Annotated in this window: 18 protein-coding genes; 13 read left to right on the top strand and 5 right to left on the bottom strand. The window is 57.3% G+C overall.

Features of this window, described 5'->3' with window-relative positions; translation table 11 throughout:
* Positions 1–57 precede the first annotated feature (57 nt).
* Entirely contained in the window at positions 58–1,536 is a 1,479-nt protein-coding gene (locus ACLI1M_RS06865) for an RNA polymerase sigma factor (protein WP_023021401.1), read from the top strand.
* Positions 1,537–1,618: 82 nt separating this feature from the next.
* Here ACLI1M_RS06865 and ACLI1M_RS06870 read toward each other — a convergent pair whose 3' ends face one another.
* Together ACLI1M_RS06870 and ACLI1M_RS06875 are read right to left on the bottom strand one after the other, a co-directional pair.
* Positions 1,619–3,385, bottom strand: coding sequence for a DEAD/DEAH box helicase (locus ACLI1M_RS06870; RefSeq protein WP_023027865.1), 1,767 nt, complete (start codon positions 3,383–3,385; stop codon positions 1,619–1,621).
* On the bottom strand, positions 3,382–3,666 hold the full coding sequence (locus ACLI1M_RS06875) for a DUF3039 domain-containing protein (RefSeq protein ID WP_049361236.1): 285 nt from the start codon (positions 3,664–3,666) through the stop codon (positions 3,382–3,384). The genes ACLI1M_RS06870 and ACLI1M_RS06875 overlap by 4 nt, the downstream gene beginning before the upstream one ends.
* Before the next feature lie 104 nt (positions 3,667–3,770).
* Here ACLI1M_RS06875 and ACLI1M_RS06880 point away from each other — a divergent pair, with 104 nt between their 5' ends.
* The 9 genes from ACLI1M_RS06880 (at position 3,771) to galE (ending at position 13,407) form a co-directional block, all read left to right on the top strand.
* Complete coding sequence (locus ACLI1M_RS06880; RefSeq protein WP_023021398.1) at positions 3,771–4,145, top strand: DUF3099 domain-containing protein; 375 nt, start codon at positions 3,771–3,773, stop codon at positions 4,143–4,145.
* Positions 4,146–4,160: 15 nt separating this feature from the next.
* Positions 4,161–5,732 carry a methyltransferase gene (locus tag ACLI1M_RS06885; RefSeq protein WP_023021397.1) on the top strand — a complete coding sequence of 524 codons (1,572 nt, stop codon included), beginning with the start codon at positions 4,161–4,163 and terminating at the stop codon, positions 5,730–5,732.
* A 43-nt stretch (positions 5,733–5,775) separates the two neighbouring features.
* Positions 5,776–6,219 (top strand): D-aminoacyl-tRNA deacylase, encoded by a 444-nt coding sequence (dtd, locus tag ACLI1M_RS06890; protein ID WP_023021396.1) that lies wholly within the window; start codon positions 5,776–5,778, stop codon positions 6,217–6,219.
* A 356-nt stretch (positions 6,220–6,575) separates the two neighbouring features.
* Positions 6,576–7,964 carry a hypothetical protein gene (locus ACLI1M_RS06895; RefSeq protein ID WP_023021395.1) on the top strand — a complete coding sequence of 463 codons (1,389 nt, stop codon included), beginning with the start codon at positions 6,576–6,578 and terminating at the stop codon, positions 7,962–7,964.
* Between the two features lie 46 nt (positions 7,965–8,010).
* Positions 8,011–9,384, top strand: a complete 1,374-nt coding sequence (locus tag ACLI1M_RS06900; RefSeq protein WP_023021394.1) for an L-serine ammonia-lyase — start codon at positions 8,011–8,013, stop codon at positions 9,382–9,384.
* Positions 9,385–9,530: 146 nt separating this feature from the next.
* Positions 9,531–10,322 (top strand): transcriptional regulator, encoded by a 792-nt coding sequence (locus ACLI1M_RS06905; RefSeq protein ID WP_023021393.1) that lies wholly within the window; start codon positions 9,531–9,533, stop codon positions 10,320–10,322.
* 181 nt (positions 10,323–10,503) lie between these two features.
* Positions 10,504–11,517 (top strand): sigma-70 family RNA polymerase sigma factor, encoded by a 1,014-nt coding sequence (locus tag ACLI1M_RS06910; RefSeq protein WP_023021392.1) that lies wholly within the window; start codon positions 10,504–10,506, stop codon positions 11,515–11,517.
* 223 nt (positions 11,518–11,740) lie between these two features.
* Positions 11,741–12,418 (top strand): metal-dependent transcriptional regulator, encoded by a 678-nt coding sequence (locus ACLI1M_RS06915; RefSeq protein WP_023021391.1) that lies wholly within the window; start codon positions 11,741–11,743, stop codon positions 12,416–12,418.
* A 2-nt stretch (positions 12,419–12,420) separates the two neighbouring features.
* The gene (galE, locus tag ACLI1M_RS06920) at positions 12,421–13,407 is read left to right on the top strand and encodes a UDP-glucose 4-epimerase GalE (protein ID WP_248098650.1); all 987 of its coding nucleotides are present in this window, start codon (positions 12,421–12,423) and stop codon (positions 13,405–13,407) included.
* 52 nt (positions 13,408–13,459) lie between these two features.
* On the opposite strand, the gene ACLI1M_RS06925 is transcribed toward galE, so the two are convergent.
* Positions 13,460–14,512, bottom strand: coding sequence for a DUF4192 domain-containing protein (locus ACLI1M_RS06925; RefSeq protein WP_411706483.1), 1,053 nt, complete (start codon positions 14,510–14,512; stop codon positions 13,460–13,462).
* A 242-nt stretch (positions 14,513–14,754) separates the two neighbouring features.
* On the opposite strand from ACLI1M_RS06925, the gene ACLI1M_RS06930 reads away from it, so the two are divergent.
* Positions 14,755–15,819 (top strand): proteasome assembly chaperone family protein, encoded by a 1,065-nt coding sequence (locus ACLI1M_RS06930; RefSeq protein ID WP_248098656.1) that lies wholly within the window; start codon positions 14,755–14,757, stop codon positions 15,817–15,819.
* A 34-nt stretch (positions 15,820–15,853) separates the two neighbouring features.
* A complete protein-coding gene (locus ACLI1M_RS06935; protein ID WP_408918444.1) occupies positions 15,854–18,397 on the top strand; it encodes a DEAD/DEAH box helicase in 2,544 nt (847 codons plus the stop codon).
* Positions 18,398–18,485: 88 nt separating this feature from the next.
* Here the strand turns inward: ACLI1M_RS06935 and ACLI1M_RS06940 are convergent, their stop codons facing one another.
* Together ACLI1M_RS06940 and ACLI1M_RS06945 are read right to left on the bottom strand one after the other, a co-directional pair.
* A complete protein-coding gene (locus ACLI1M_RS06940) occupies positions 18,486–19,010 on the bottom strand; it encodes a carboxymuconolactone decarboxylase family protein (RefSeq protein WP_049361224.1) in 525 nt (174 codons plus the stop codon).
* Between the two features lie 97 nt (positions 19,011–19,107).
* Entirely contained in the window at positions 19,108–19,701 is a 594-nt protein-coding gene (locus tag ACLI1M_RS06945; RefSeq protein WP_023021385.1) for a peroxiredoxin, read from the bottom strand.
* Positions 19,702–19,861: 160 nt separating this feature from the next.
* Here ACLI1M_RS06945 and ACLI1M_RS06950 point away from each other — a divergent pair, with 160 nt between their 5' ends.
* Complete coding sequence (locus tag ACLI1M_RS06950) at positions 19,862–20,806, top strand: hydrogen peroxide-inducible genes activator (RefSeq protein WP_316359944.1); 945 nt, start codon at positions 19,862–19,864, stop codon at positions 20,804–20,806.
* The last annotated feature ends 7 nt before the right edge of the window (positions 20,807–20,813 follow it).

Genomic DNA, 20,813 nt, shown 5'->3' on the forward strand with positions numbered 1-20,813 from the left:
CGCCCAGCTAGGGCGCACTGAGCTGTTTTAATCAAGAAGTAAGTCGAAAGGGCGTACGTGGCAGCCACTGAATCTTCAGACCAGGCACTCGGCGAGGGCGAAAACGCCGCCGGGGCATCTACTCCTGCAAAGAAGACCGCCAAGAAGACGGCAAAGAAAACCGCGAAGAAGACGGCTAAAAAGACGGCCAAGAAGACCGCTAAGAAAACAGCCAAAAAGACTGCGAAAAAGACCGCTAAGAAGTCAGCCAAGAAGACCACTAAAAAGTCTGCTAAGAAGGCCACGAAGAAGACGGTCCGCAAGTCCGCGGCGAAAAAGCAGGAATCCCCCGCTGAGTCCGAAAAGCAAGCACAGCCGGAGGTAGATGAAGAGCTCGACGAGGACGAGCACGACGAAGACGTCGACTTCGATCCCACCAATGCGGACATCGAGGAAGATGATGACTTCGCAGGCGGTGAAGACCTCGAGGACGAGGACCTCGAAGAGGACTTGGACGAAGACGATGAGGACGATGACGAAGAAGAGGACTCCTCCTCCGTCTGGGACGAGGAAGAATCCGCTGCACTGCGTCAGGCACGCAAGGATGCGCAGCTGACTGCCTCTGCTGACTCCGTTCGTGCCTACCTCAAGCAGATTGGTAAGGTGGCCCTGCTCAACGCCGAGCAAGAGGTTTCCTTGGCCAAGCGCATCGAGGCTGGTCTTTACGCACAGCACCGCATGGATGAGATGGAAAAAGCCCGCGCCGAAGGCGATAAGGCCGCTAAGCTCTCCCCCATGGAAAAGCGCGACCTGCGCAGCATCGCCCGCGATGGCCGCAAGGCCAAAAACCACCTGTTGGAGGCGAACCTGCGTCTGGTGGTTTCCTTGGCAAAGCGCTACACCGGCCGCGGCATGGCTTTCTTGGACCTCATCCAAGAAGGCAACTTGGGACTTATCCGCGCTGTGGAGAAGTTCGACTACACCAAGGGCTATAAGTTCTCTACTTACGCCACGTGGTGGATCCGCCAGGCTATTACCCGCGCCATGGCTGATCAGGCTCGTACCATCCGCATCCCGGTCCACATGGTGGAAGTCATCAACAAGCTGGGCCGTATCCAGCGCGAGTTGCTGCAGGACCTGGGCCGCGAGCCTACCCCGCAGGAGCTGGCAAAGGAGATGGATATCACCGAGGAAAAGGTGCTCGAAATCCAGCAGTACGCCCGCGAGCCCATTTCCTTGGATCAGACCATTGGCGACGAAGGCGACTCCCAGTTGGGTGACTTCATCGAGGACTCCGAAGCCGTTATTGCGGTCGACGCTGTCTCCTTCACTTTGCTGCAGGATCAGCTCCAAGACGTGCTGACCACCCTCTCCGAGCGCGAAGCCGGTGTGGTGCGCCTGCGCTTCGGCTTGACCGATGGCATGCCGCGCACTTTAGACGAAATCGGCCAAGTCTACGGCGTTACCCGCGAGCGCATTCGCCAGATCGAATCCAAGACCATGTCGAAGCTGCGCCACCCCTCTCGCTCCCAGGTATTGCGCGATTATCTCGACTAATCGTTTTACGTGGACAAGAACAAAGCCCGCACCTTTCTGGTGCGGGCTTTTGCGTAGCTGCCCTCAGGCGGTTGTGGCCAAACTACCACTTGCGCAGGTATTCGATGCGCTCGCGTAGCTGCTCAGCGTTGCACAGCGCGGTGGGCGGTCCACCGCAGGCCTTGCGGACCTCGGTGTGAATAGCACCGTGGGGGCGGCCAGAGCGTTGGGCGGCGATAGAAACCACCGTGTTGAGCTCCTTGCGCAGCTGGCCTAGCTCATCGACGACTCCGGTATCGCTTGACTCAGCTTCCACAGCCTTTTTCCGCGAGGCCGGGGCATAGTCCATGCCATAGAGCTTGCGACGGTGAGCCTCCTCGGCCTCAGCCGCGCGCCGCGCCTTTTCCTCCGCCTCGCGGCGGTCCATTTCCTCAGATTGCTTCTTGCGCAGCAGGTCCTTGACTTGTTCCGCATCGAGCAATCCGGGAATACCAAGGAAGTCGGCTTCTTCATCCGTGGTCATGTCCCCAGTGTTGAACTGAGAACCGTTATAAAGCAGGCCTGAGAACTCTGCCTCGGCACCAAGCGACTCATAAGACTTCTCCAGCATGTCCGGTTCGGTCTTCTTCTGATTCGCTTGCTCTAGCAGCTCATCGTCCCAGCCCTCCTTGTCCGGCTTTTCCTCACCCAAAACGTGATCGCGGGACTTTTCCATATTTTCGGCCAAGCCCAGCAAGACAGGCACCGAGGGAAGGAAAACGGACGCCGTCTCACCCGGCATGCGCGAGCGCACGAAACGGCCAATGGCTTGGGCGAAAAATAGTGGGGTCGATGCGGACGTCGCATACACGCCCACTGCTAGGCGCGGGACGTCCACTCCCTCGGACACCATGCGCACAGCCACCATCCACTCATCGGTGGACTCAGAAAACTCCTGAATGCGATCAGAGGAGCCGGGATCATCAGACAAAATCACCGACACCGGAGTATTGGACAGCTGTTTGAGGATCTTGGCGTACGCGCGTGCGGTCGTCGTATCCGATGCCAACACGAGGCCACCGGCATCCGGCATATTGCGCCGCATTTGCATGAGCCGGGTATGCGCTGCCTGCAGCACTGCAGGGATCCATTCGCCCTTGGGGTCCAACGCGGTGCGCCACGCACGGGCGGTTTGCTCCGCATTCATAATGTCACCCAAGCGCGCGGCATGTTCCTCGCCAGCCGAATCCCGCCAGCGGGCCTCGCCGGAGTAAGAGAGGAAAACAACGGGGCGCACGACGCCGTCGGCAAGCGCATCGCCATAGCCATAGGTATGGTCCGAGCGAGAGACCTTGTGTCCCTCCCCGTCGTCTACATACTGAACAAAGGGAATGGGCGAGTCATCGGAACGAAACGGCGTACCCGTCAGCGCCAAGCGATGGTTAACGTCATCGTAGGCCTCCTTGACACCATCACCCCAGCTCTTGGCATCACCGGCGTGGTGAATCTCATCCAGGATCACCAAAGTGCGCCGGGCAGAGGCCACCGCGCGGTGCTTGAAGGGGTGCATTCCTACCTGCGCATAGGTCACCACAATGCCATCCATCGAGGGATTGACAGCAGAAGAATTGCTAAACGCAGGATCCAACGCTAAACCTACTCGCGCGGCAGCGCTAGACCACTGGGTCTTGAGGTGTTCGGTAGGCACCACCACGATAACGCGTTCGACCGTGCGGTCTTCCATAAGCTCGGTTGCGATGCGCAGCGCGAAGGTAGTTTTGCCGGCGCCCGGAGTCGCCACCGCCATAAAATCCTGCGGCTTAGTGGCGAGGAATTTATCAAGGGCGGATTGCTGCCAAGCGCGAAGGTTAGTCTTTTTAAAAGTCCTCACTTGCGGCGCAGACCCTTATACACACGCTCACAATCGGGGCATACCGGAGAACCCGGCTTTGCCTGCTTGGTCACCGGGAAGGTCTCGCCGCATAGGGCAACGACATACTTGCCGTTGACCGCGGAATCGAGGATGTGATCCTTTTTGACGTAATGGAAGAACTTCGGCGTGTCATTATCCGTCGTCGAAGTGTCTTCACGAATATCTGGCCGTTCAATTGTCTTCGTAGTCGTAGTCACGCCCTCTATTTTGCCGCATCGGCATCGAACTTTGCGAGTCATGCGTCTACCCTTGGAGAACATGGACACCTCATGCACGCCAGCCACTGCGCCCCTTTCCCCATATCGAGGGATGACTACCGCGCGCGAGGGGAGCCGAGTTTAGGTTGTTTGGCAAAAAAGAGCGCTACCTCATCACAGATGCCAAGCTCACGCCTGGCCAGGACCGTAAGCGCCGCGAAATTCAGTACGGAATCTTCCAGTTCTTGCGCGTTCCTTCCTTGCTCATCGCCGGCTTTTTCCTCTATATGCATTGGTGGCTGCTAGCCGCAATCGTTGTGGGCGTGACTTTTCCCCTCCCGTGGATCGCCGTGGTAATTGGGAACGGCCGAGGAGAAAAGAAGGATAAGCGCGAAAAGAATGTGTACAAGCCAGCCGTAAATCGGCAGCTTTATGGCCAGACACACGCACCACAGGTCTCCAGCGGCACGGCGCGGCCGATTGAGGCTAAACACGACATCATCGACCACGAAGAAGAGTAAAGGAATCCTGCCCACATGACGACTACTTTTGGACCCGATTTCGATGCCGCGGCACTGGCCACGTTGGCCCCTGAACTTGCGGACGTCTTTACCGCCGCAGGCTTTACCACCGATGGCGTGGCCGGGTACCTAGGGCCGGAGGTTACTGAAGCCCTATTCCGCGGCGAGCCGGCACCTGTTTCGCTAGCCGCGCAAAGCGAATCTCAGATGGACTTGTTGATCCGCTTTTTCCTCCTGCACGAGCACCTGCCTGCCACGCTTTTGGGTGAGGCCGTAGGAGCGCGCCTGGCTACCCAGTTGCTGGATGCCAAGGTTGCGCTTGCCGACGCCCACGGCATGGCCTACATTGCCCTCGACATCCGCCCCCACACCATCGTGGGCGCTAACCGGCTCATCTTCTCCGACGTCGATGCCTCCCTCGTGGATCACGTACCCGGCCCTGACCATGTGCTGGGAGTAGGCGCGGCGAGTCTCTCTTTGCTGCAGTCCACGCCAGTAAGTCCAGTCAGCAGCGTTCTCGATCTGGGCACCGGCTCGGGTGTTCAATTGCTGGGGCAAATCGAATGCGCAGAAAAAATCACCGCGACCGATGTGCATGAGCGTGCCTTGGATTTGGCCACGGCCACCATCGCGGCCGCTGGTGAGGGCGACAAAGTGGAATTGCTCCCTGGGTCATGGTTTGAGCCCGTAGCTGGTCGCCGCTTTGACCGTCTAGTAGCTAACCCGCCTTTTGTTGTAGGCCTTCCCGAAGTGGGCCACGTCTACCGCGATTCCGGATTAAACCTCGACGGAGCCAGTGAATTGGTTGTCTCTCAAGCCACCGATCACCTGACGCCCGGCGGAACCGCTCACCTTCTGGCTGCATGGGTACACACCAGTGGCGAAACATGGCAGCAACGCGTTGCTTCCTGGTTGCCGGATAAAGGGATCGCCGCCTGGGTCATTCAGCGCGACGTTGCCGATCCCGCACTTTATGTGTCCACCTGGCTCGAAGATGAATCCCTCGATATTCGCTGCCCTGAGGGGCAAGAGCGCTCTCGCGCCTGGCTCGAACATTTCCAGGAACACGAAGTAAACGGCATTGGTTTTGGTTTCGTAGCTATTCAACGCATCGGTGACGATGAGCCTGCAGATATCTTGGCCGAAGAAATGCCGCAGGCCTTCAGCGATCCGCTTGGCCCCGAAGTAGAAGAATACTTTGCCCGTGTGGCGTGGCTGCGCGATCTTGTGCCGGGAGAACTGCAGGGAAAGCACTTCCAAGTAAGGCCCGGCTTGGCACGCGAAGATATCGGCACCCCAGATGAAGATTTGGGACAGGGATTCACCCGCGCCGCCTTGCGCCTAACCCGCACAGACGGCCCGCGTTGGAGCCACGAGGTAGATGAACACATTGCCGCAATTGTCGCTGGTCTCAACCCACAGGGTCTGAACCTAGAAGAGACAATTGGGCTGTATGCGGCGGCGCACGGATTCGATGAGGAAGAACTCACCGCCGCTGCCCTCCCCGCAGTCATCGATATGGTCCGCCACGGTCTGCTTATCCCAGCAGATCTCCTCTTGGACACCGGTTCAACGAACCTTAGCTGATACCGCATTTTCAACCCACTGGATAGATAAGGAGAAGTAAGCGGTGCGCGCAGTTTTGACTCGAGTTTCAGAGGCCACAGTAACCGTCGATGGAGAGACCGTCGGGGCCATTGATTGTCCCGATACCGGCGGTCTTCTCGCGCTCGTCGGCGTCTCGCGCGAGGATATGGATGATTGGCAGCCTCGAGCAGAGAAAATGGCGCGCAAAATTGCAGAACTGCGCATTCTTGACGGCGAGGTCTCGGTGATCGATGCCGCAGCTCCGGTACTAGTAGTGAGCCAATTTACTTTGTATGGTCGCACTGCCAAGGGGCGACGCCCTGCATGGGCGGATGCCGCGCCAGGTCCGGAAGCTGAGCCGGTTGTTTCAACGATTATCAACCACCTCAAGGAACGCGGCGTGTCAGTAGAAACAGGCCAATTCGGGGCTAAAATGCGCGTCTCCTCTGTAAATGAAGGCCCTTTCACCGTTTTAGTTGAGACGTAATTTGCGCGCCCTTCTCCCGCCCCAACGATCCTCAAAACGTATTAAGCAGTACTTTCATTAGAGCACTTGTGACTGGTGCCACTCTCGGTGAAATTATATGGAACAAGCCATAAAGAACGGCAGATTGCAAATTTTTCGAGAGTGATAAATGCCCTACCTGTAGTGCAATAATTTATTATCATCCTGCAAGTTTCTGTTCTATACTGAAGGCACAGCGAAGCAAAAGGGCTGGACAAGCAGGATGAGAGAAATTTTCTCAAGGTCCTACTAACGCAAAGTTGAATGAGAATCGTTTTCTCAGTCACGGTTGCAGAAGCCCAAACGCTTCGGCCGACCAACTAGATGTAGGAAAGAAAATGTCCCACTCACTCAAGCGGCGCAATTCAGCCCAGCACCCAGAAAACAGGGCAGAAATGCCCGAACCCCCCAAGACAGCCGCACCGGCTCCTGGCATCGACACCCCCTTCGATGGCCAGAAGGGCGCACCGAAGTGGAATAAGGAAGACACCGTATGGATGCTCTCCCTGTTCGGCACCGCCATCGGCGCCGGCGTCCTCTTCCTCCCCATCAACGCCGGTATCGGCGGTATCATCCCGCTGCTCATCATGACGGTCGTAGCACTGCCTATGACCTACTGGGCTCACCGCGGAATGACCCGCTTGGTACTGTCCAGCTCCAAGCCAGACGGTGACCTCACGGACGTCGTCGAAGAGCACTTTGGCAAGAAGGCCGGTGTTCTCATGAACATCCTGTACTTCCTGTCGGTCTACCCCATCCTGCTGGTTTACTCAGTCACCATCACCAACACGGTCAACTCTTTCCTGGAGCACCAGCTCGGCGTTACCCCGCCGCACCGCTGGCTAACCTCTCTCTTGCTCGTTGGTGGACTCATCTTGATTGTCCGCATGGGCAAGGACGTCGTGGTTCACGTCATGTCTTACCTGGTATACCCGTTCATCGGCATCCTGGTTCTCCTTTCCCTTTACCTCATCCCGAAGTGGAACACCGCACTCTTCGATTCCTTTGACCTAAACGTTGCTCGCGAAGCCTCTGGTCACGGCATGGGCGTTACCCTGATGCTCTTGGTTCCGGTTATGGTCTTCTCCTTCAACCACTCCCCGATGATTTCTTCCTTCGCCGTTGACCGCCGCCAGACCTATGGCAAGTTCGCAGAAGCCAAGTCCCGCAAGACCCTGCTCCGCGCTGAGATCCTCATGGTCGTCGTGGTTATGTTCTTCGTCTTCTCCTGCGCCCTGAGCCTCTCCCCGGCTGATATGGCAGAAGCTAAGGCACAAAACATCACCATCTTGTCCTACCTGGCCAACCACTTCGATACCCCACTTATCCAGTGGATTGCTCCTATCATCGCCATGATTGCAGTTGCTAAGTCCTTCCTTGGCCACTACCTCGGCGCAGCCGAAGGCTTCGAGGGTCTCATCGTCAAGGGCAGCAAGAACGCAAGCAAGGATGACGCACAGTCGGCTCACAAGCTCGACACCATCACCCTCATCTTCATGCTGGTTACCGCTTGGCTCGTCGCTTGGGCTGACCCGTCCATCCTGGGCATGATTGAAACCCTGTGTGGTCCAACGATTGCCATCATGCTCTTCATCATCCCGATGGTCGCTATCCACAAGGTTCCTGCTCTCCAGCGCTACAAGGGCAAGGCTTCCAACTACTTCGTCTTCTTCATGGGCCTCGTCGCCCTAGCAACCATCATCTACTCCATCGTCCACGCCTTCTAAGCACCGCCGTAGACGAGAAATTCGCAGAGGATTCAAGGAAAGAACAATGTTCATCAGCATCTTCGATATGTTCAAGATTGGTATCGGCCCCTCAAGCTCACACACCCTAGGGCCAATGAAGGCCGGCAAGGCTTTCGTAGACGAGCTCAAGGAAAAAGACCTCTTTGACAAGGTCACTCGAGTGCAGGCAAATGTCTACGGTTCCCTCTCCCTCACGGGTATCGGCCACTCCACCGACAAGGCCATCCTCCTCGGCTTGGCCGGTGAAGAGCCAGAGACCGTTGATATCGACGGCATCTCCGAATTCATGAAGAACGTCCGCAGCAGCGAGAAGCTCATGCTGGGCGGCACCCACGAGGTAGAATTCCCCAAGGACGGCGGCTTCTTCTTCCACGACGAATACCTCCCGATGCACGAAAATGGTATGTGTCTTATCGCCTTCGCCGGCGAAGAAAACATCCTGCACAAGACCTACTACTCGGTCGGCGGCGGTTTCATCGTCAAGCAGGAAGACTTTGCAAAGCGGCAGGACGTCAAGGTTGATATCCCCTTCCCATATGCCAGCGCTGCAGAAATGCTCGAACTGTGCGAAAAGAACGATATGACCCTCCCCGAGCTGGGCTTGGCCAACGAATTGGCACTGCGCTCTGAAAATGAGGTCAATGAGCACCTGCGCAAGGTTCGCGATGTCATGTACACCGGCATCAAGCGCGGTTCCTCCACCGATGGTCCGCTGCCTGGTTCCCTGCTCGTTCCGCGTCGCGCGGCTGCCCTTAAGCGTCGTCTTGAGCAGTCCGAACCGCACGATGGTTTGAACATCCTCAGCTGGGTAAACATGTTTGCACTGGCTATCTCCGAAGAGAATGCAGCCTGCGGCCGCGTTGTTACCGCTCCTACGAACGGCGCCTGTGGTGTCGTCCCCGCAGTCCTGGCTTACTACGACAAGTTTGTCGAGCCAGTTACCACGGAGATGTTCGCTGACTACATCTTCGCCTGCAACCAGATTGCTTCCCTGTACAAGATGAACGCTTCCATCTCTGGCGCTGAGGTCGGCTGCCAAGGTGAAGTTGGTGTGGCGTGCTCCATGGCTGCCGGCGGACTCGCCCAGCTCATGGGCGCTACCCCAGAGCAGGTATGCATCGCAGCTGAGATTGGCATGGAACACAAGCTTGGCTTGACCTGTGACCCAGTCCTCGGACAGGTTCAGGTACCCTGCATTGAGCGTAACGCCGTTGCTGCGGTCGACTCCATCACCAGTGCTCGCATGGCGCTAGAGCGTGAGAGCAAGCCGTGTGTTTCTTTGGACGAAGTCATCTGGACCATGTACAAGACTGGTAAGGATATGAATGCCAAGTACAGGGAGACCTCACAAGGTGGTCTGGCCCTAGCAGTTCACCCACCAGTCCCGGTGTGTGGATAAAGAACACCCTGTAATGAAGCGATGAGCCGGGTGAGCACAGCGCTAAGCCGCTAGTGTTCACCCGGCTTTCTTCGGACTATTCCCTTTCTTCCACCGAGTCGCTTCCATGTGGTACCTTCGCTATAACCTGACAGGAATTAAAGGACATGCTTCAGCTAATGAATTTTCCTAGCGGCAGTGCCTCCGAAGAAAACTTCCTCGAGCAGTATATTCCCCTCGTCGAATTCCTCGGTAAGGCAATGGGCCCCAACACCGAAATCGTCCTCCACGATCTCGACGTTCCCGATAAATCCATCATGGCCATCGCCAATGGGCACATCTCCGGCCGGCAACTTGGCGGCCCGGTGACCGACTTCGCTCTATGGTTTATGAAACAGGGCGATGCCGCAGCAATCCCCATGATGACCGGCTACCGCGCCGTCAATGCGGAAGGCAAGATTTGCCGCTCCTCTAGCTACTTCATCCGAGACGACTCCGGGCATATGCGCGGCATGCTGTGCATCAATGTTGATGTATCCGAATTAGTACACATTCGCGATGCGGCCGCAGCACTCATCGGCAAGGCCGATGATCCCGCATTCGATAAGTCAAAGGCTTTCGGCGGCTACCCAGGTGAAACTGAGCTACCCAACCGCCCCGTTGCAGTACCAGACCCAGTTCCAGATAAGGAACCGGTAGAGGAAGAAGCGGACAAGGAAGGAGTCAGCGAGTCTTTGCGTTCCAACGTGGAACACCTTCTGGACTCAATGTTGGACTCCGCCATTTCTAACCAAAACACCCCTGCCCCTCGCATGCAGCGCGAGGAGCGCCTCGAGGTGGTCTCAGATTTGGAGGATGCGGGATTCTTCCTTCTTAAGGGAGGAATTGCCGCAGCGGCAGAGCGGCTAGGTGTTTCCGAACCCACCATTTACCGCTATCTCGTACAGGTACGCGGATAGTACTCCTACGTACCTGCCCCATCGCAGAGCGCGGCGTTCTCCGTGGCACATCTCCCCCGAAAAGGTGGAGTCGTACCACGGGGAACGCCGCGTTTTATCAATTCTTTCCACATTGGGAACTAAATCTCTAAAGACTCCGTTGTACCTTGTGAAACCGGCGACAAATTCAGGAGGCTTCACTATGACGAAGACATCTGCCACCACCGCCAAGGGCGCTTCAGCTGCCACTACTAATGAAGAACAGGAAGTAGATCGCGGATCTCGCCGCAACCAAACCAACGACAACCCCTCTGCCGACCTCGTTCGTGTTTATCTCAACGGCATTGGCAAGACCGCATTGCTCAGCGCGGAAGATGAGGTAGAACTCGCTCAGGCCATCGAAGTTGGACTGTACGCGGAGTACAAGCTCAATAACGCTGAAAAGCTCACCCGTGCAGAAAAGCGTGACCTTAAAATCCTCGCCCGCGAAGGCAAAAAGGCACGCTCCCACCTGCTTGAAGCCAACCTGCGCCTCGTGGTCTCGCTAGCAAAGCGCTACACCGGCCGCGGTATGCCACTGCTGGATCTCATCCAGGAGGGAAACCTCGGCCTCATCCGCGCGATGGAAAAGTTCGATTACGCCAAGGGCTTTAAATTCTCCACCTATGCCACGTGGTGGATCCGCCAGGCAATTACCCGCGGCATGGCTGACCAGTCTCGCACCATTCGCCTCCCAGTCCACTTGGTAGAACAGGTCAACAAGCTGTCCCGCATTAAGCGCGAGATGTATCAATCCCTGGGCCGTGAAGCTACCAATGAAGAGCTTTCGGAGGAATCAGGCATTGACGAAAACAAGATTGAGATGCTGCTGCGCCAGTCGCGCGACCCAGTCTCTCTCGATATGCCGGTAGGTACCGATGAAGAAGCTCCTTTGGGTGACTTCATTGAAGACGCCGAAGCTACCGATGCAGAAACCGCGGTCGTAGCCTCCATGCGCCATTCCGATATTCGCGGAGTGATTGACACCTTGGAAAAGCGCGAGCAGGACGTAATTCGTCTGCGCTACGGCCTCGATGATGGTGTTCCGCGCACCTTGGATCAGATTGGTCGCCGCTTCGGTCTTTCGCGCGAACGTGTACGCCAAATTGAGCGCGAAGTTATGGCAAAGCTGCGCGATGGCAACCGCGCCGATCGCCTGCGCGAGTACGCTCTTTAATCTGGGCTGGCAGCGCTCCGCGCCCAGTCCCCCTCCCCGAGTCCATTCGGCACAATACTGCCACGGGCTCGGGGTTTGGCGTTAGAAAGGCAGCGGCTTAGTTCGACGCGGCGAGCAAGGGCTTAGGTAGGCTAATCTGGACTGCAGAGTCTAGAAAGCGCTTTCCCGTCCTTGGTCGGGAGATTAGCCGCGAAACTGTATTCACACAGAAAGGTATGCCCACGTGAGGGACCTAGTTGATACAACGGAGATGTATCTACGCACCATCTACGAGCTAGAGGAAGAAGGTATTACTCCCCTTCGCGCCCGCATCGCGGAGCGTTTGGAGCAGTCTGGGCCTACGGTTTCTCAAACTGTAGCTCGCATGGAACGCGACGGCCTTTTGCACGTGCGTACCGACCGCAGTTTGGATCTCACGGACAAGGGCCGCGACCTGGCTACCGCAGTCATGCGCAAGCACCGTTTGGCAGAGCGTTTGCTTACCGACGTCCTCGGGCTCGACATCGCAAAAGTTCACGACGAGGCCTGCCGTTGGGAGCATGTGATGAGCGAAGAAGTAGAAAAACGCATGGTCGCGGTTCTCGATGATCCAACCCGGTCACCATTCGGCAACCCTATCCCGGCGCTGTCTGCACTGGGCTTCGATGCTCCGCAGCCGGACCAGGGCACCCGCGCAGTCGATCTCCCCAATGGTGAGGAGGTCTCCGCCACCGTCATCCAGGTCAATGAGATTTTGCAGGTTGATGATGGCACCTTCCAGGAACTCACCGCTGCCGGAATCCGCGTGGGAGCAAAGGTATCGGTAGTCAATAACAGCGGCACGATTACGTTGTCGACACCGGATGGCGGCAGCGTCGTGCTTTCCGACGACTTGGCGCACGCAGTGCGCGTGGAGGTATAACCATGAAACTTCTTGTCACCGGTGGCGCCGGCTATGTCGGCAGCGTGTGCGCCGCTGTATTGGTCGAACAAGGCCATGATGTAACCATCATTGACAATTTCTCCACCGGAAACCGCGAAGCCGTTCCAGAAACAGCCCGCGTCGTCGAGGGCGACGTGGCGGATAAGGCCGCCGAGGTCCTGGGAGAAGGTGGTTTCGAGGGTGTCATCCACTTCGCGGCGCGCTCGTTGGTGGGCGAATCCGTGGAAAAGCCCGATGAGTATTGGCAGCACAATGTCGTTACTACCCTGACGCTGCTCAATGCCATGCGGGATAACGAGGTCAAAAATCTCGTCTTCTCCTCCACCGCTGCAACCTACGGTGAGCCGGACCAAGTGCCGATTACAGAGGATATGCCAACCCAGCCCACCAATCCCTATGGTGCAACCAAGCTTGCCATCGACTACATGATCACCTCTTTCGCCCACGCCTATGGATTGGGGGCGACCTCCCTGCGCTACTTCAATGTGGCTGGAGCCTACGGAAACATCGGTGAGAACCGCGAGGTAGAAACCCACCTCATCCCCATCGTGTTGCAGGTGGCCTTGGGCCACCGCGATAAGATCTTCATGTTCGGTGATGACTGGGATACCGCAGACGGCACCCCAGTGCGTGACTATATCCATATCCGTGATCTGGCCGATGCCCATGTGCTTGCTCTCGAATCCAATGAATCTGGTAGTCACCGCATTTACAACCTGGGTTCTGGTGATGGCTACTCCGTCAAGCAGGTCATTGAGATGTGCCGCAAGGTCACCGGCCACGACATTCCTGCTGAGGTGGCTCCGCGCCGCGCAGGCGACCCCGCCACCCTCATCGCTTCCTCAGAGAAGATCAAGCGGGAGCTCGGATGGAGCCCCACCCGCACGGATCTGGAAACGATCGTTACCGATGCATGGAATTTCACCCGCCAACTAGGTGATAAGGCACATTCAGCGAAGCGGGCCTAGCCTCCAAAGCTACTTTGCGGGGCATCAGCGCCAAGCCCCGCCGCTTCGCGGGCTAACTCACAGCCATGGCAGAGGCTCGTGACCAACCGCCTTCCCATGCCGCTGCGATACCCCTATACCCCTGCGCTATGAGGCGCCCCAAATTATGATGGGGCGCCTCTTCTACTAGTACAGAAAGCGCCGGACCCGCATAAATTCCGAATTCATGGGATACCTGGCTAGCTGCGTATAAGGCTAGGGCGTTATAGCGGATGGACCCCTGGAATGTACGTGCCACCGCTAGGAGGAGGTCCCCTGCTTCCCGCGGCGCAGACACCAGCTCTGTGATGACCAGGTCACGGGTCCACGTGGTAGACATCCACATGGCTGCTGCACACAGCAATTCCTCATTTTCCAAAGTCTCCTCCAGCGATTCCACCTCACTGAGCACGAAGCGGACATCAGCGATAAGGCGCTTGACCACCTGCACTGGATCTGAAGTTTGGTAACCGCGCCCGGCGCGCAGTTGGCGGGCGATTTCTCTGCAGCATCGCTCCATTGCGCTAATTTCTTCTTTCCCAAAGTATGGGTTGTGGTCCTTAAAACGCTGAACCAAGTCATTGCGGCTGAGTTCAGGAAGCATGCCATTATTCACGCACTCACGCATGGAGTGGCTCGTCGATATGGCGGGAATGGTTCCTTCCATCCAATTCTGCATCGGGCCCTCGCCGTCCTCGGACGCGTGGCCAAAAATAAGGTCGTAGGCGGTATCAGTAGATAGCTCTTCGGCCAGCCAACAGGCGTCAATGCCCACACCAGAGCGATCCTGAAAGCGGTAGAGGGAGTGCAGGATATCCCATAGATCTTCTTCTTGGCGTTGAGAGAGAACGAAACCAAAGATGCTTTCGGGGTTGCCGCAGTGAAATGCATCCATCACTTCTTGCAAGGCGGCAGGGACATCGTTCAGATTGAGGCGGGCTACCGGCCCCATACTGTATCCGCGTGGGCTGGGCTGGATGGAGATGAGGATGACTGATTCGGAAGGGAAGAATCCGAGAATTCCTGGGATATTGGCGAAGATATCGCCGGGCGTACGAATGGGCTGAGTTGGTGTTGAGATGTTCATGGCCCCAGCTTCAGCCACGCGCGCAACCATGTATAGGACAAGCATCGAGAAGTGGTAAGAATCTGGGGATAGGCGGGGTGAGGGGGCGTCGGCAGGCGGCTTGTCCACACCCCGCCCGGGATTGCGCTGGCAATGTGCGGCGATTTGGGGCACAATCAGTTATTTAACCTCCCAGTGCGCGCGGGAATACTGAGCCCGCCTGCGGCGTTGGGGTAGGTAAGAAAGCAAGGAGGTAACACAACATGCACGAAGAAGATCGCCGCATGTATGAGCTGGAGTATCCAGCCCCGGTGATTAGGGATGATTCCGGTGACGGACAAGGCCCCACCATGATTGTTGCCATGCACGGCTATGCAGACGCCGGCCAGGCCATCGAGGCTAGTGCGGACCATTTGAAGGCAGCTTTGGAAGGCCGCCAACTGGCCTCGTTTAACTCTGATGAGCTGATTGATTACCGCTCGCGCCGGCCAGCCGTCACCATCGATAAGGATCGGGCGCTAGAAATTGAATCGATGGATCTGGGTATCAAGGTCCTGCGCGATAATTCCGGCAAAACCTTCCTACTGCTGTCTGGCCCAGAGCCCGACATGCGCTGGGAGGCTTTTACCACTGCTGTGGTCAAGCTGGTGGAAAAGTTCAATATCAATGACACCATCATGCTCTATGCAGCACCTATGCCGGTTCCGCACACCCGTCCCACGGTGGTCACGGCGCATGGCACTTCCTCCCGTCTGACTGAGCATATGTTGTCGATGGATTCCACCATGATGGTCCCAGGCTCTGCTGCACTGTATCTGGAAAAAGCACTGGCGGATAAGCAGCGCACCGTAGCCGGATATACCGTCCACGTGCCGCATTATCTTGCGGCTTCGCCCTACCCGCAAGCCACTTTCCAGTTATTGAATTCGGTAGCTCGGGCTGCGCACCTCAATATTCCTTTGGGCAGCATCGAGGCTGATATTTCCCGCGTAGAAAACCAACTGGAAGAACAAGTTGGTGGCTCGGATGAGATAGAAAGCGTGGTTCAGCAACTCGAGCAGCAGTATGACGCCTATATGGAGCGCTACCGCAAAGAACACCCGCAGGCTATCATGCCCGGCGAGGAAGCCGTGCCTACCGGCGAGGAAATCAGCGAGGAATTCCAAGCCTTCTTGGCTTCTTTGGATAAGGAAGAAAGCCAGCAGATCATTAACTCTGACATAGATGACCGCGAAGATTCCGCCGATGGCGAGGGCTCTCAAGCCGATAACGGCAAGGATGATCCAGATTCCGCTCAGGGCGATAGCGACTTAGGTGACGATATCTAACTAACCCACCCTCATCACCGCTAAGGTGGTGGGGGTGAACTTATCTCAGCTGCTGCCAGATTTATCGGAAGTGCCCGAGTCCCTCGTAGACGAGGCGATCTGGGATACCTTTACCTCGTGGACCACCGGCCGGGGCATTAATTTGTATCCAGCGCAGGAGGAGGCCTCGCTGGGGATCTTGGCCGGCGATAATGTCATCCTCGCTACCCCGACTGGCTCCGGAAAGTCCATGGTGGCCAATGCAGCACACTTTATCGCCTTGGCCCGTGGCCAGCGCAGTTTTTATACGGCACCCATCAAGGCTCTAGTAAGTGAGAAGTTCTTTGCCCTCTGCGATATCTTTGGCGCGGAAAATGTAGGCATGATGACTGGTGACGCCACCGTCAACGGCAATGCCCCCATCATCGCCGCCACGGCTGAGATTGTGGCTAATATTGCGCTTCGCGATGGCGCCGAGGCCAATATCGACCAGGTGGTAATGGACGAGTTCCACTACTACTCCGAACCGGACCGTGGCTGGGCCTGGCAGGTGCCGCTACTAGAGCTATCCAAAGCGCAGTTCTTGCTTATGTCCGCCACCCTGGGCGATACCACGTGGTTGGAAGAAGACCTTAGCCGTCGTACCGGCCGCGCTACCGACCTGGTTGCTGGTACCACGCGCCCCGTGCCGCTGGATTTTTCCTATGTCTTTAGTGCGGTGCACGAGACCATCGAAGAGCTCTTGGCCGATAAGAAGGCCCCCATCTACGTGGTGCACTTTTCCCAGCGGGAGGCCGCCGAGCGCGCCCAGGCGCTCACCTCGCTTTCGGGGATAATCACCAAAGAAGAAAAAGAGGCCATTGCCCAAGAAATCGGCGGCTTCCGCTTCACCACTGCCTTTGGCAAGGATTTATCCAAGCTGCTGCGCAAGGGCATCGGCATCCACCACGCGGGCATGCTGCCCAAATACCGCCGTTTAGTAGAGCGCCTGGCACAAAAGGGCCTGCTTAAGGTCATTTGCGGCACCGATACCCTGGGGGTGGGCATTAACGTGCCCATCCGTACCGTACTGATGACGGGGCTGGCTAAGTTCGATGGACAGCGCCAACGCATCCTCAAGTCGCGCGAATTCCACCAGATTGCCGGCCGCGCCGGCCGCGCCGGCTATGACACCGAGGGCACCGTGGTGGTCGAGGCCCCCGAGCACGAGATCGAAAACGCTAAGGAACGCCGCCGCATCGGTGATGACCCCAAGCGCTTGAAGAAGCTAAAGAAAAAGTCCGCTCGAGAGGGCGAGGTTTCGTGGTCCGAAAAGACCTTTGCGCGCCTTACTGAGGCTGAGCCTGAGCAGCTGACGTCTCAATTCCGCGTCTCTAACTCGATGCTGCTTAATGTATTGGCACGACATGGCAATGGCTATGAACACATGCGCCATCTGCTGCGGGACAATCACGATAATCGCAGCAAGCAGAATAAGGACATTCTCACAGCCCTCGACCTTTTCCGCGGGCTGGTGGATTCTGGCGTAGTGCAAAAATCCACCAAGGGCTTGGATATCTACGGCCGACCCTATCATTTGGTGCGAGAACTCCCCCGCGATTTCGCGCTTAACCAACCGCTGGGACCATTCGCCCTAGCCGCGCTCTCGCTGCTGGATCCGGAGGCGGACACTTATAACTTGGACGTTATTTCCGTATTCGAGTCCATCCTGGATGACCCGCGTCAGGTGCTCATCGCCCAGCAGAAACAGCGCCGTGGCGAGGAAATTGCCGCGCTGAAGGCGGATGGAGTGGACTACACCGACCGCATGAATATCGTGGAGGATATCACCTGGCCGAAGCCGCTCGAGGAGCTATTGGAGCAGGCCTACGACACTTTCGCTGAGAGCAATGCGTGGGTCAAGGAGTTTGAGCTGCGACCCAAGTCCGTGGTGCGCGACATGCTCGAGAATGCAATGACCTTCTCGGATTTGGTCGCCACCTACGGCTTGGCCCGCTCCGAGGGCGTGATTTTGCGTTACTTGACCGATGCCTGGCGTACCCTCAAACAATCCATCCCCGATGAGTACAACACCCCGGAGCTCGAGGACATCGTCATCTGGCTGGGTGAGCTTATCCGCCAGGTGGATTCCTCGCTTGTCGACGAATGGGCGCAGATGGCCGGCGAAGACTCCCCCATCGACCAAGACACCGTGGACCGCGAGCTTGCCTTCGGCGTGGAGGACCCCACCGCTCTTACGGCCAATCGCCGCGCCTTTACCATTATGGTGCGCAATTACATGTTCCGTTTGGTGCAGCTTTTCGCGCTAGAAAAAGAAGACCGCTTGGCGGAGCTGCTCGATTACCTGGACGAGGTGCCGGGCTTCGGCGCTATCCTAGATGATTACTTCGATGAGTATGATGACATCGATTCCGGCCCCGAGGCCCGCGGCCCGGAGTTTTTCCGCCTAGGCGATACTGACTCGCGTGCGTGGTCCGTGCGCCAGATCATCAAGGACCCAGACGGCGACCACGCCTACCAGTTCGTCGCTACGGTAGATCTCGATGCCTCCGATGAGGCTGGCGAAGTCCGACTGTCGGACCTGCGCGTGGAGTACTAGCCAGCCAAAACGACAAAGCCGCCCTAGCTGCCACGCCCCGAGTGAGGGGGACGTCGGCAAGCGCGAGGGCGGCTAAAGGCCGGCTATTTTAGCGTGCGGCCTCAATCTGGACAGCCTGTGCCACAGCCTGAACCACGGCAGCGACCTTGACGGCCTCCCAGACCTGCTCCTTGCTCAGACCAGCCTCGTTAAGCTCGTGAGCGTGAGCACCCAGGCAGTGCTCGCAGCCATTGATGGCGGAGACTGCGGTATTCCACAGCTCGAAGTTGGCCTTGTCCACGCCTGGCTTGGAGATGATGTTCATGCGCAGGCCAAACTTTACCTGTGCGTAGTCATCGCCCAACCAGCCCTTGGCGCGGTAAGCAACGTTATTCATCGCCATGACGGTGGCTGCGCCGTAGGCTGCCTCGATAGCCTCCTCGGAGAGGTGCTCTTTTGCTTCCTCAGCGATTTCTGCCAGCACGGTGTCATTGCGGGTTGCTGCGGCCGATGCCAGCAGGCAGCCCCACAGCTGCTCTTCGTCCAAGTCCTTGGAACGGGTCAGCGCACCGAGGTTGAGCTTCTGGTCCTTGGCGTACTCCGGCAGTGCAGACTTCAGATTATCAATAGACATAGCTTTTCTCCTTTTAGGTTTTGATAGGAATTTACTGCGCTGGATTTAAAAGGAAACCCCGCCACGAAAGCGGGGTTAACCTGCATCTCAGTGAGATTTAGAGCGCGGACTGAACGACGTCCATCTTGTTGATGTTCTTGGTGGGGTCGTTCTTCTCCCAGTTGCAAGCGCAGACCTCTTCGGACTGCAGGGCGTCGAGCACGCGCAGAACCTCGTCTACGTTTCGGCCGACAGCATCCGGGGTAACGGAGACGAACTGGATAACACCATCCGGGTCGATGATGAAGGTAGCGCGGTCAGCAACACCATCAGCGTTTTCTACGCCCAGTGCGCGGATGAGGTCGTGGCGCACGTCAGAGAACATTGGGAATGGAACTTCCTTCAGCTCCGGGTGGGTTGCGCGCCAGTTGAAGTGAGCGAACTCGTTATCGGTGGAGCCGCCGAGGATCTGGGTATCGCGGTCCTGGAACTCCTCGTCCAGCTTGCCAAAGGCAGCAATCTCGGTCGGGCAAACGAAGGTGAAGTCCTTCGGGTAGAAGAAGACGACCTTCCACTTGCCCTCGTACTTGTCCAGGGATACCTGCTCGAAGTAGTCCTCCGGCTGGTTAGCGTTAACGTCGTGCAGGTCGCCACCGGTCAGGGCGGTGAGGTTGAACTCTGGGAACTTCTCGCCGACGGTCAAAATAGGCATAGTCTTCAACTCCTTTAGCAAAGGCTTTTCCTCTAAGTGTCCTGCCGCTTGGCGTACAAGCAGCGGGGCCGGACCGTGTCCGGCCCAACACCATCAGTTATACCATCTTTTCCGCTCGCGTCAATAGCAAATCCTATAGGTAAGTGTTAGAGTAATAGGCATGCATAATAAAGAGTATCGCCCTACACTTGCTCAGCTGCGCACCTTCGTCACCGTGGCGGAAAACAAGCACTTTGGTACCGCAGCCGCCAAACTCGAAATTTCCCAACCCTCGCTCTCCCAAGGTCTCGTAGCCCTCGAACAGGGATTAGGCCTTCAACTCATCGAGCGTTCCACCCGCAAGGTCATTGTCACCTCGGCCGGTGAAAAGCTTCTCCCCTATGCCAAAGCCACCCTCGAGGCAGCCGATACTTTCCTAGCCCACGCACGCGGTGCCAACGGCACCCTCGCAGGCCCGCTCACCATCGGCGTTATCCCCACAATTGCGCCATATATCCTGCCTGACTTACTCTCCATGCTCGCCGAGGTCTACCCGGATCTCGAGCCGCGTTTTGTAGAAGAGCAAACCCAGCACCTCATCACCCGCCTGCGCAACGGCAACTTGGATCTCGCCATCATGGCCATTCCGTCCGAAACCACCGGCATGGTCGACAGCCCGCTATACACGGAAAAATTCTCCATCGTTTGCCCTCCCGATCACCCCATCGCCGGCCGCGAGGACGTCCAGCTTTCCGAGCTCAAGGACCTAGATTTGCTGCTGCTTGACGACGGCCACTGCTTGCGCGACCAAATCGTCGATCTCTGCCGCCATGCCGACGTCAACCCGGCCGAGGCCACCAACTCCGTCACTCGCGCCTCTTCTCTTACTACCATCATGCAGCTGGTCATGGGCGGCTTGGGTTGCACCCTCGTCCCAGAATCGGCCCTAGCCACCGAATGCCACGGTAAGGATGTAGCCATAGCTCACTTCGCCTCCGATGTCACCGCCGAACGCGAAGTCGGCCTCGTCTTCCGCTCCTCCGCGGCCCGTAGTGAAGAATTCACTGAACTCGGCAAGCTCATCACTTCTGCCTATAACCAGGCGGTTGAGCGCTCCCGCAAGTAACGCGGCG

Origin of the sequence: Corynebacterium sp. LaCa54 (genome assembly GCF_046717495.1) — a bacterium.
GTDB classification, from domain to species: Bacteria; Actinomycetota; Actinomycetes; order Mycobacteriales; family Mycobacteriaceae; genus Corynebacterium; species Corynebacterium kefirresidentii.

Excerpts from the sequence above, each read along its gene's own strand:
- ACLI1M_RS06945 (WP_023021385.1), bottom strand. The coding sequence starts at position 19,701 with ATGCCTATTTTGACCGTCGGCGAGAAGTTCCCAGAGTTCAACCTCACC.
- ACLI1M_RS06950 (WP_316359944.1), top strand. The coding sequence starts at position 19,862 with ATGCATAATAAAGAGTATCGCCCTACACTTGCTCAGCTGCGCACCTTC.
- ACLI1M_RS06895 (WP_023021395.1), top strand. The coding sequence starts at position 6,576 with ATGTCCCACTCACTCAAGCGGCGCAATTCAGCCCAGCACCCAGAAAAC.
- ACLI1M_RS06900 (WP_023021394.1), top strand. The coding sequence starts at position 8,011 with ATGTTCATCAGCATCTTCGATATGTTCAAGATTGGTATCGGCCCCTCA.
- galE (WP_248098650.1), top strand. The coding sequence starts at position 12,421 with ATGAAACTTCTTGTCACCGGTGGCGCCGGCTATGTCGGCAGCGTGTGC.
- ACLI1M_RS06875 (WP_049361236.1), bottom strand. The coding sequence starts at position 3,666 with ATGACTCGCAAAGTTCGATGCCGATGCGGCAAAATAGAGGGCGTGACT.
- ACLI1M_RS06940 (WP_049361224.1), bottom strand. The coding sequence starts at position 19,010 with ATGTCTATTGATAATCTGAAGTCTGCACTGCCGGAGTACGCCAAGGAC.
- ACLI1M_RS06905 (WP_023021393.1), top strand. The coding sequence starts at position 9,531 with ATGCTTCAGCTAATGAATTTTCCTAGCGGCAGTGCCTCCGAAGAAAAC.
- ACLI1M_RS06885 (WP_023021397.1), top strand. The coding sequence starts at position 4,161 with ATGACGACTACTTTTGGACCCGATTTCGATGCCGCGGCACTGGCCACG.
- ACLI1M_RS06930 (WP_248098656.1), top strand. The coding sequence starts at position 14,755 with ATGCACGAAGAAGATCGCCGCATGTATGAGCTGGAGTATCCAGCCCCG.
- ACLI1M_RS06910 (WP_023021392.1), top strand. The coding sequence starts at position 10,504 with ATGACGAAGACATCTGCCACCACCGCCAAGGGCGCTTCAGCTGCCACT.
- ACLI1M_RS06925 (WP_411706483.1), bottom strand. The coding sequence starts at position 14,512 with ATGAACATCTCAACACCAACTCAGCCCATTCGTACGCCCGGCGATATC.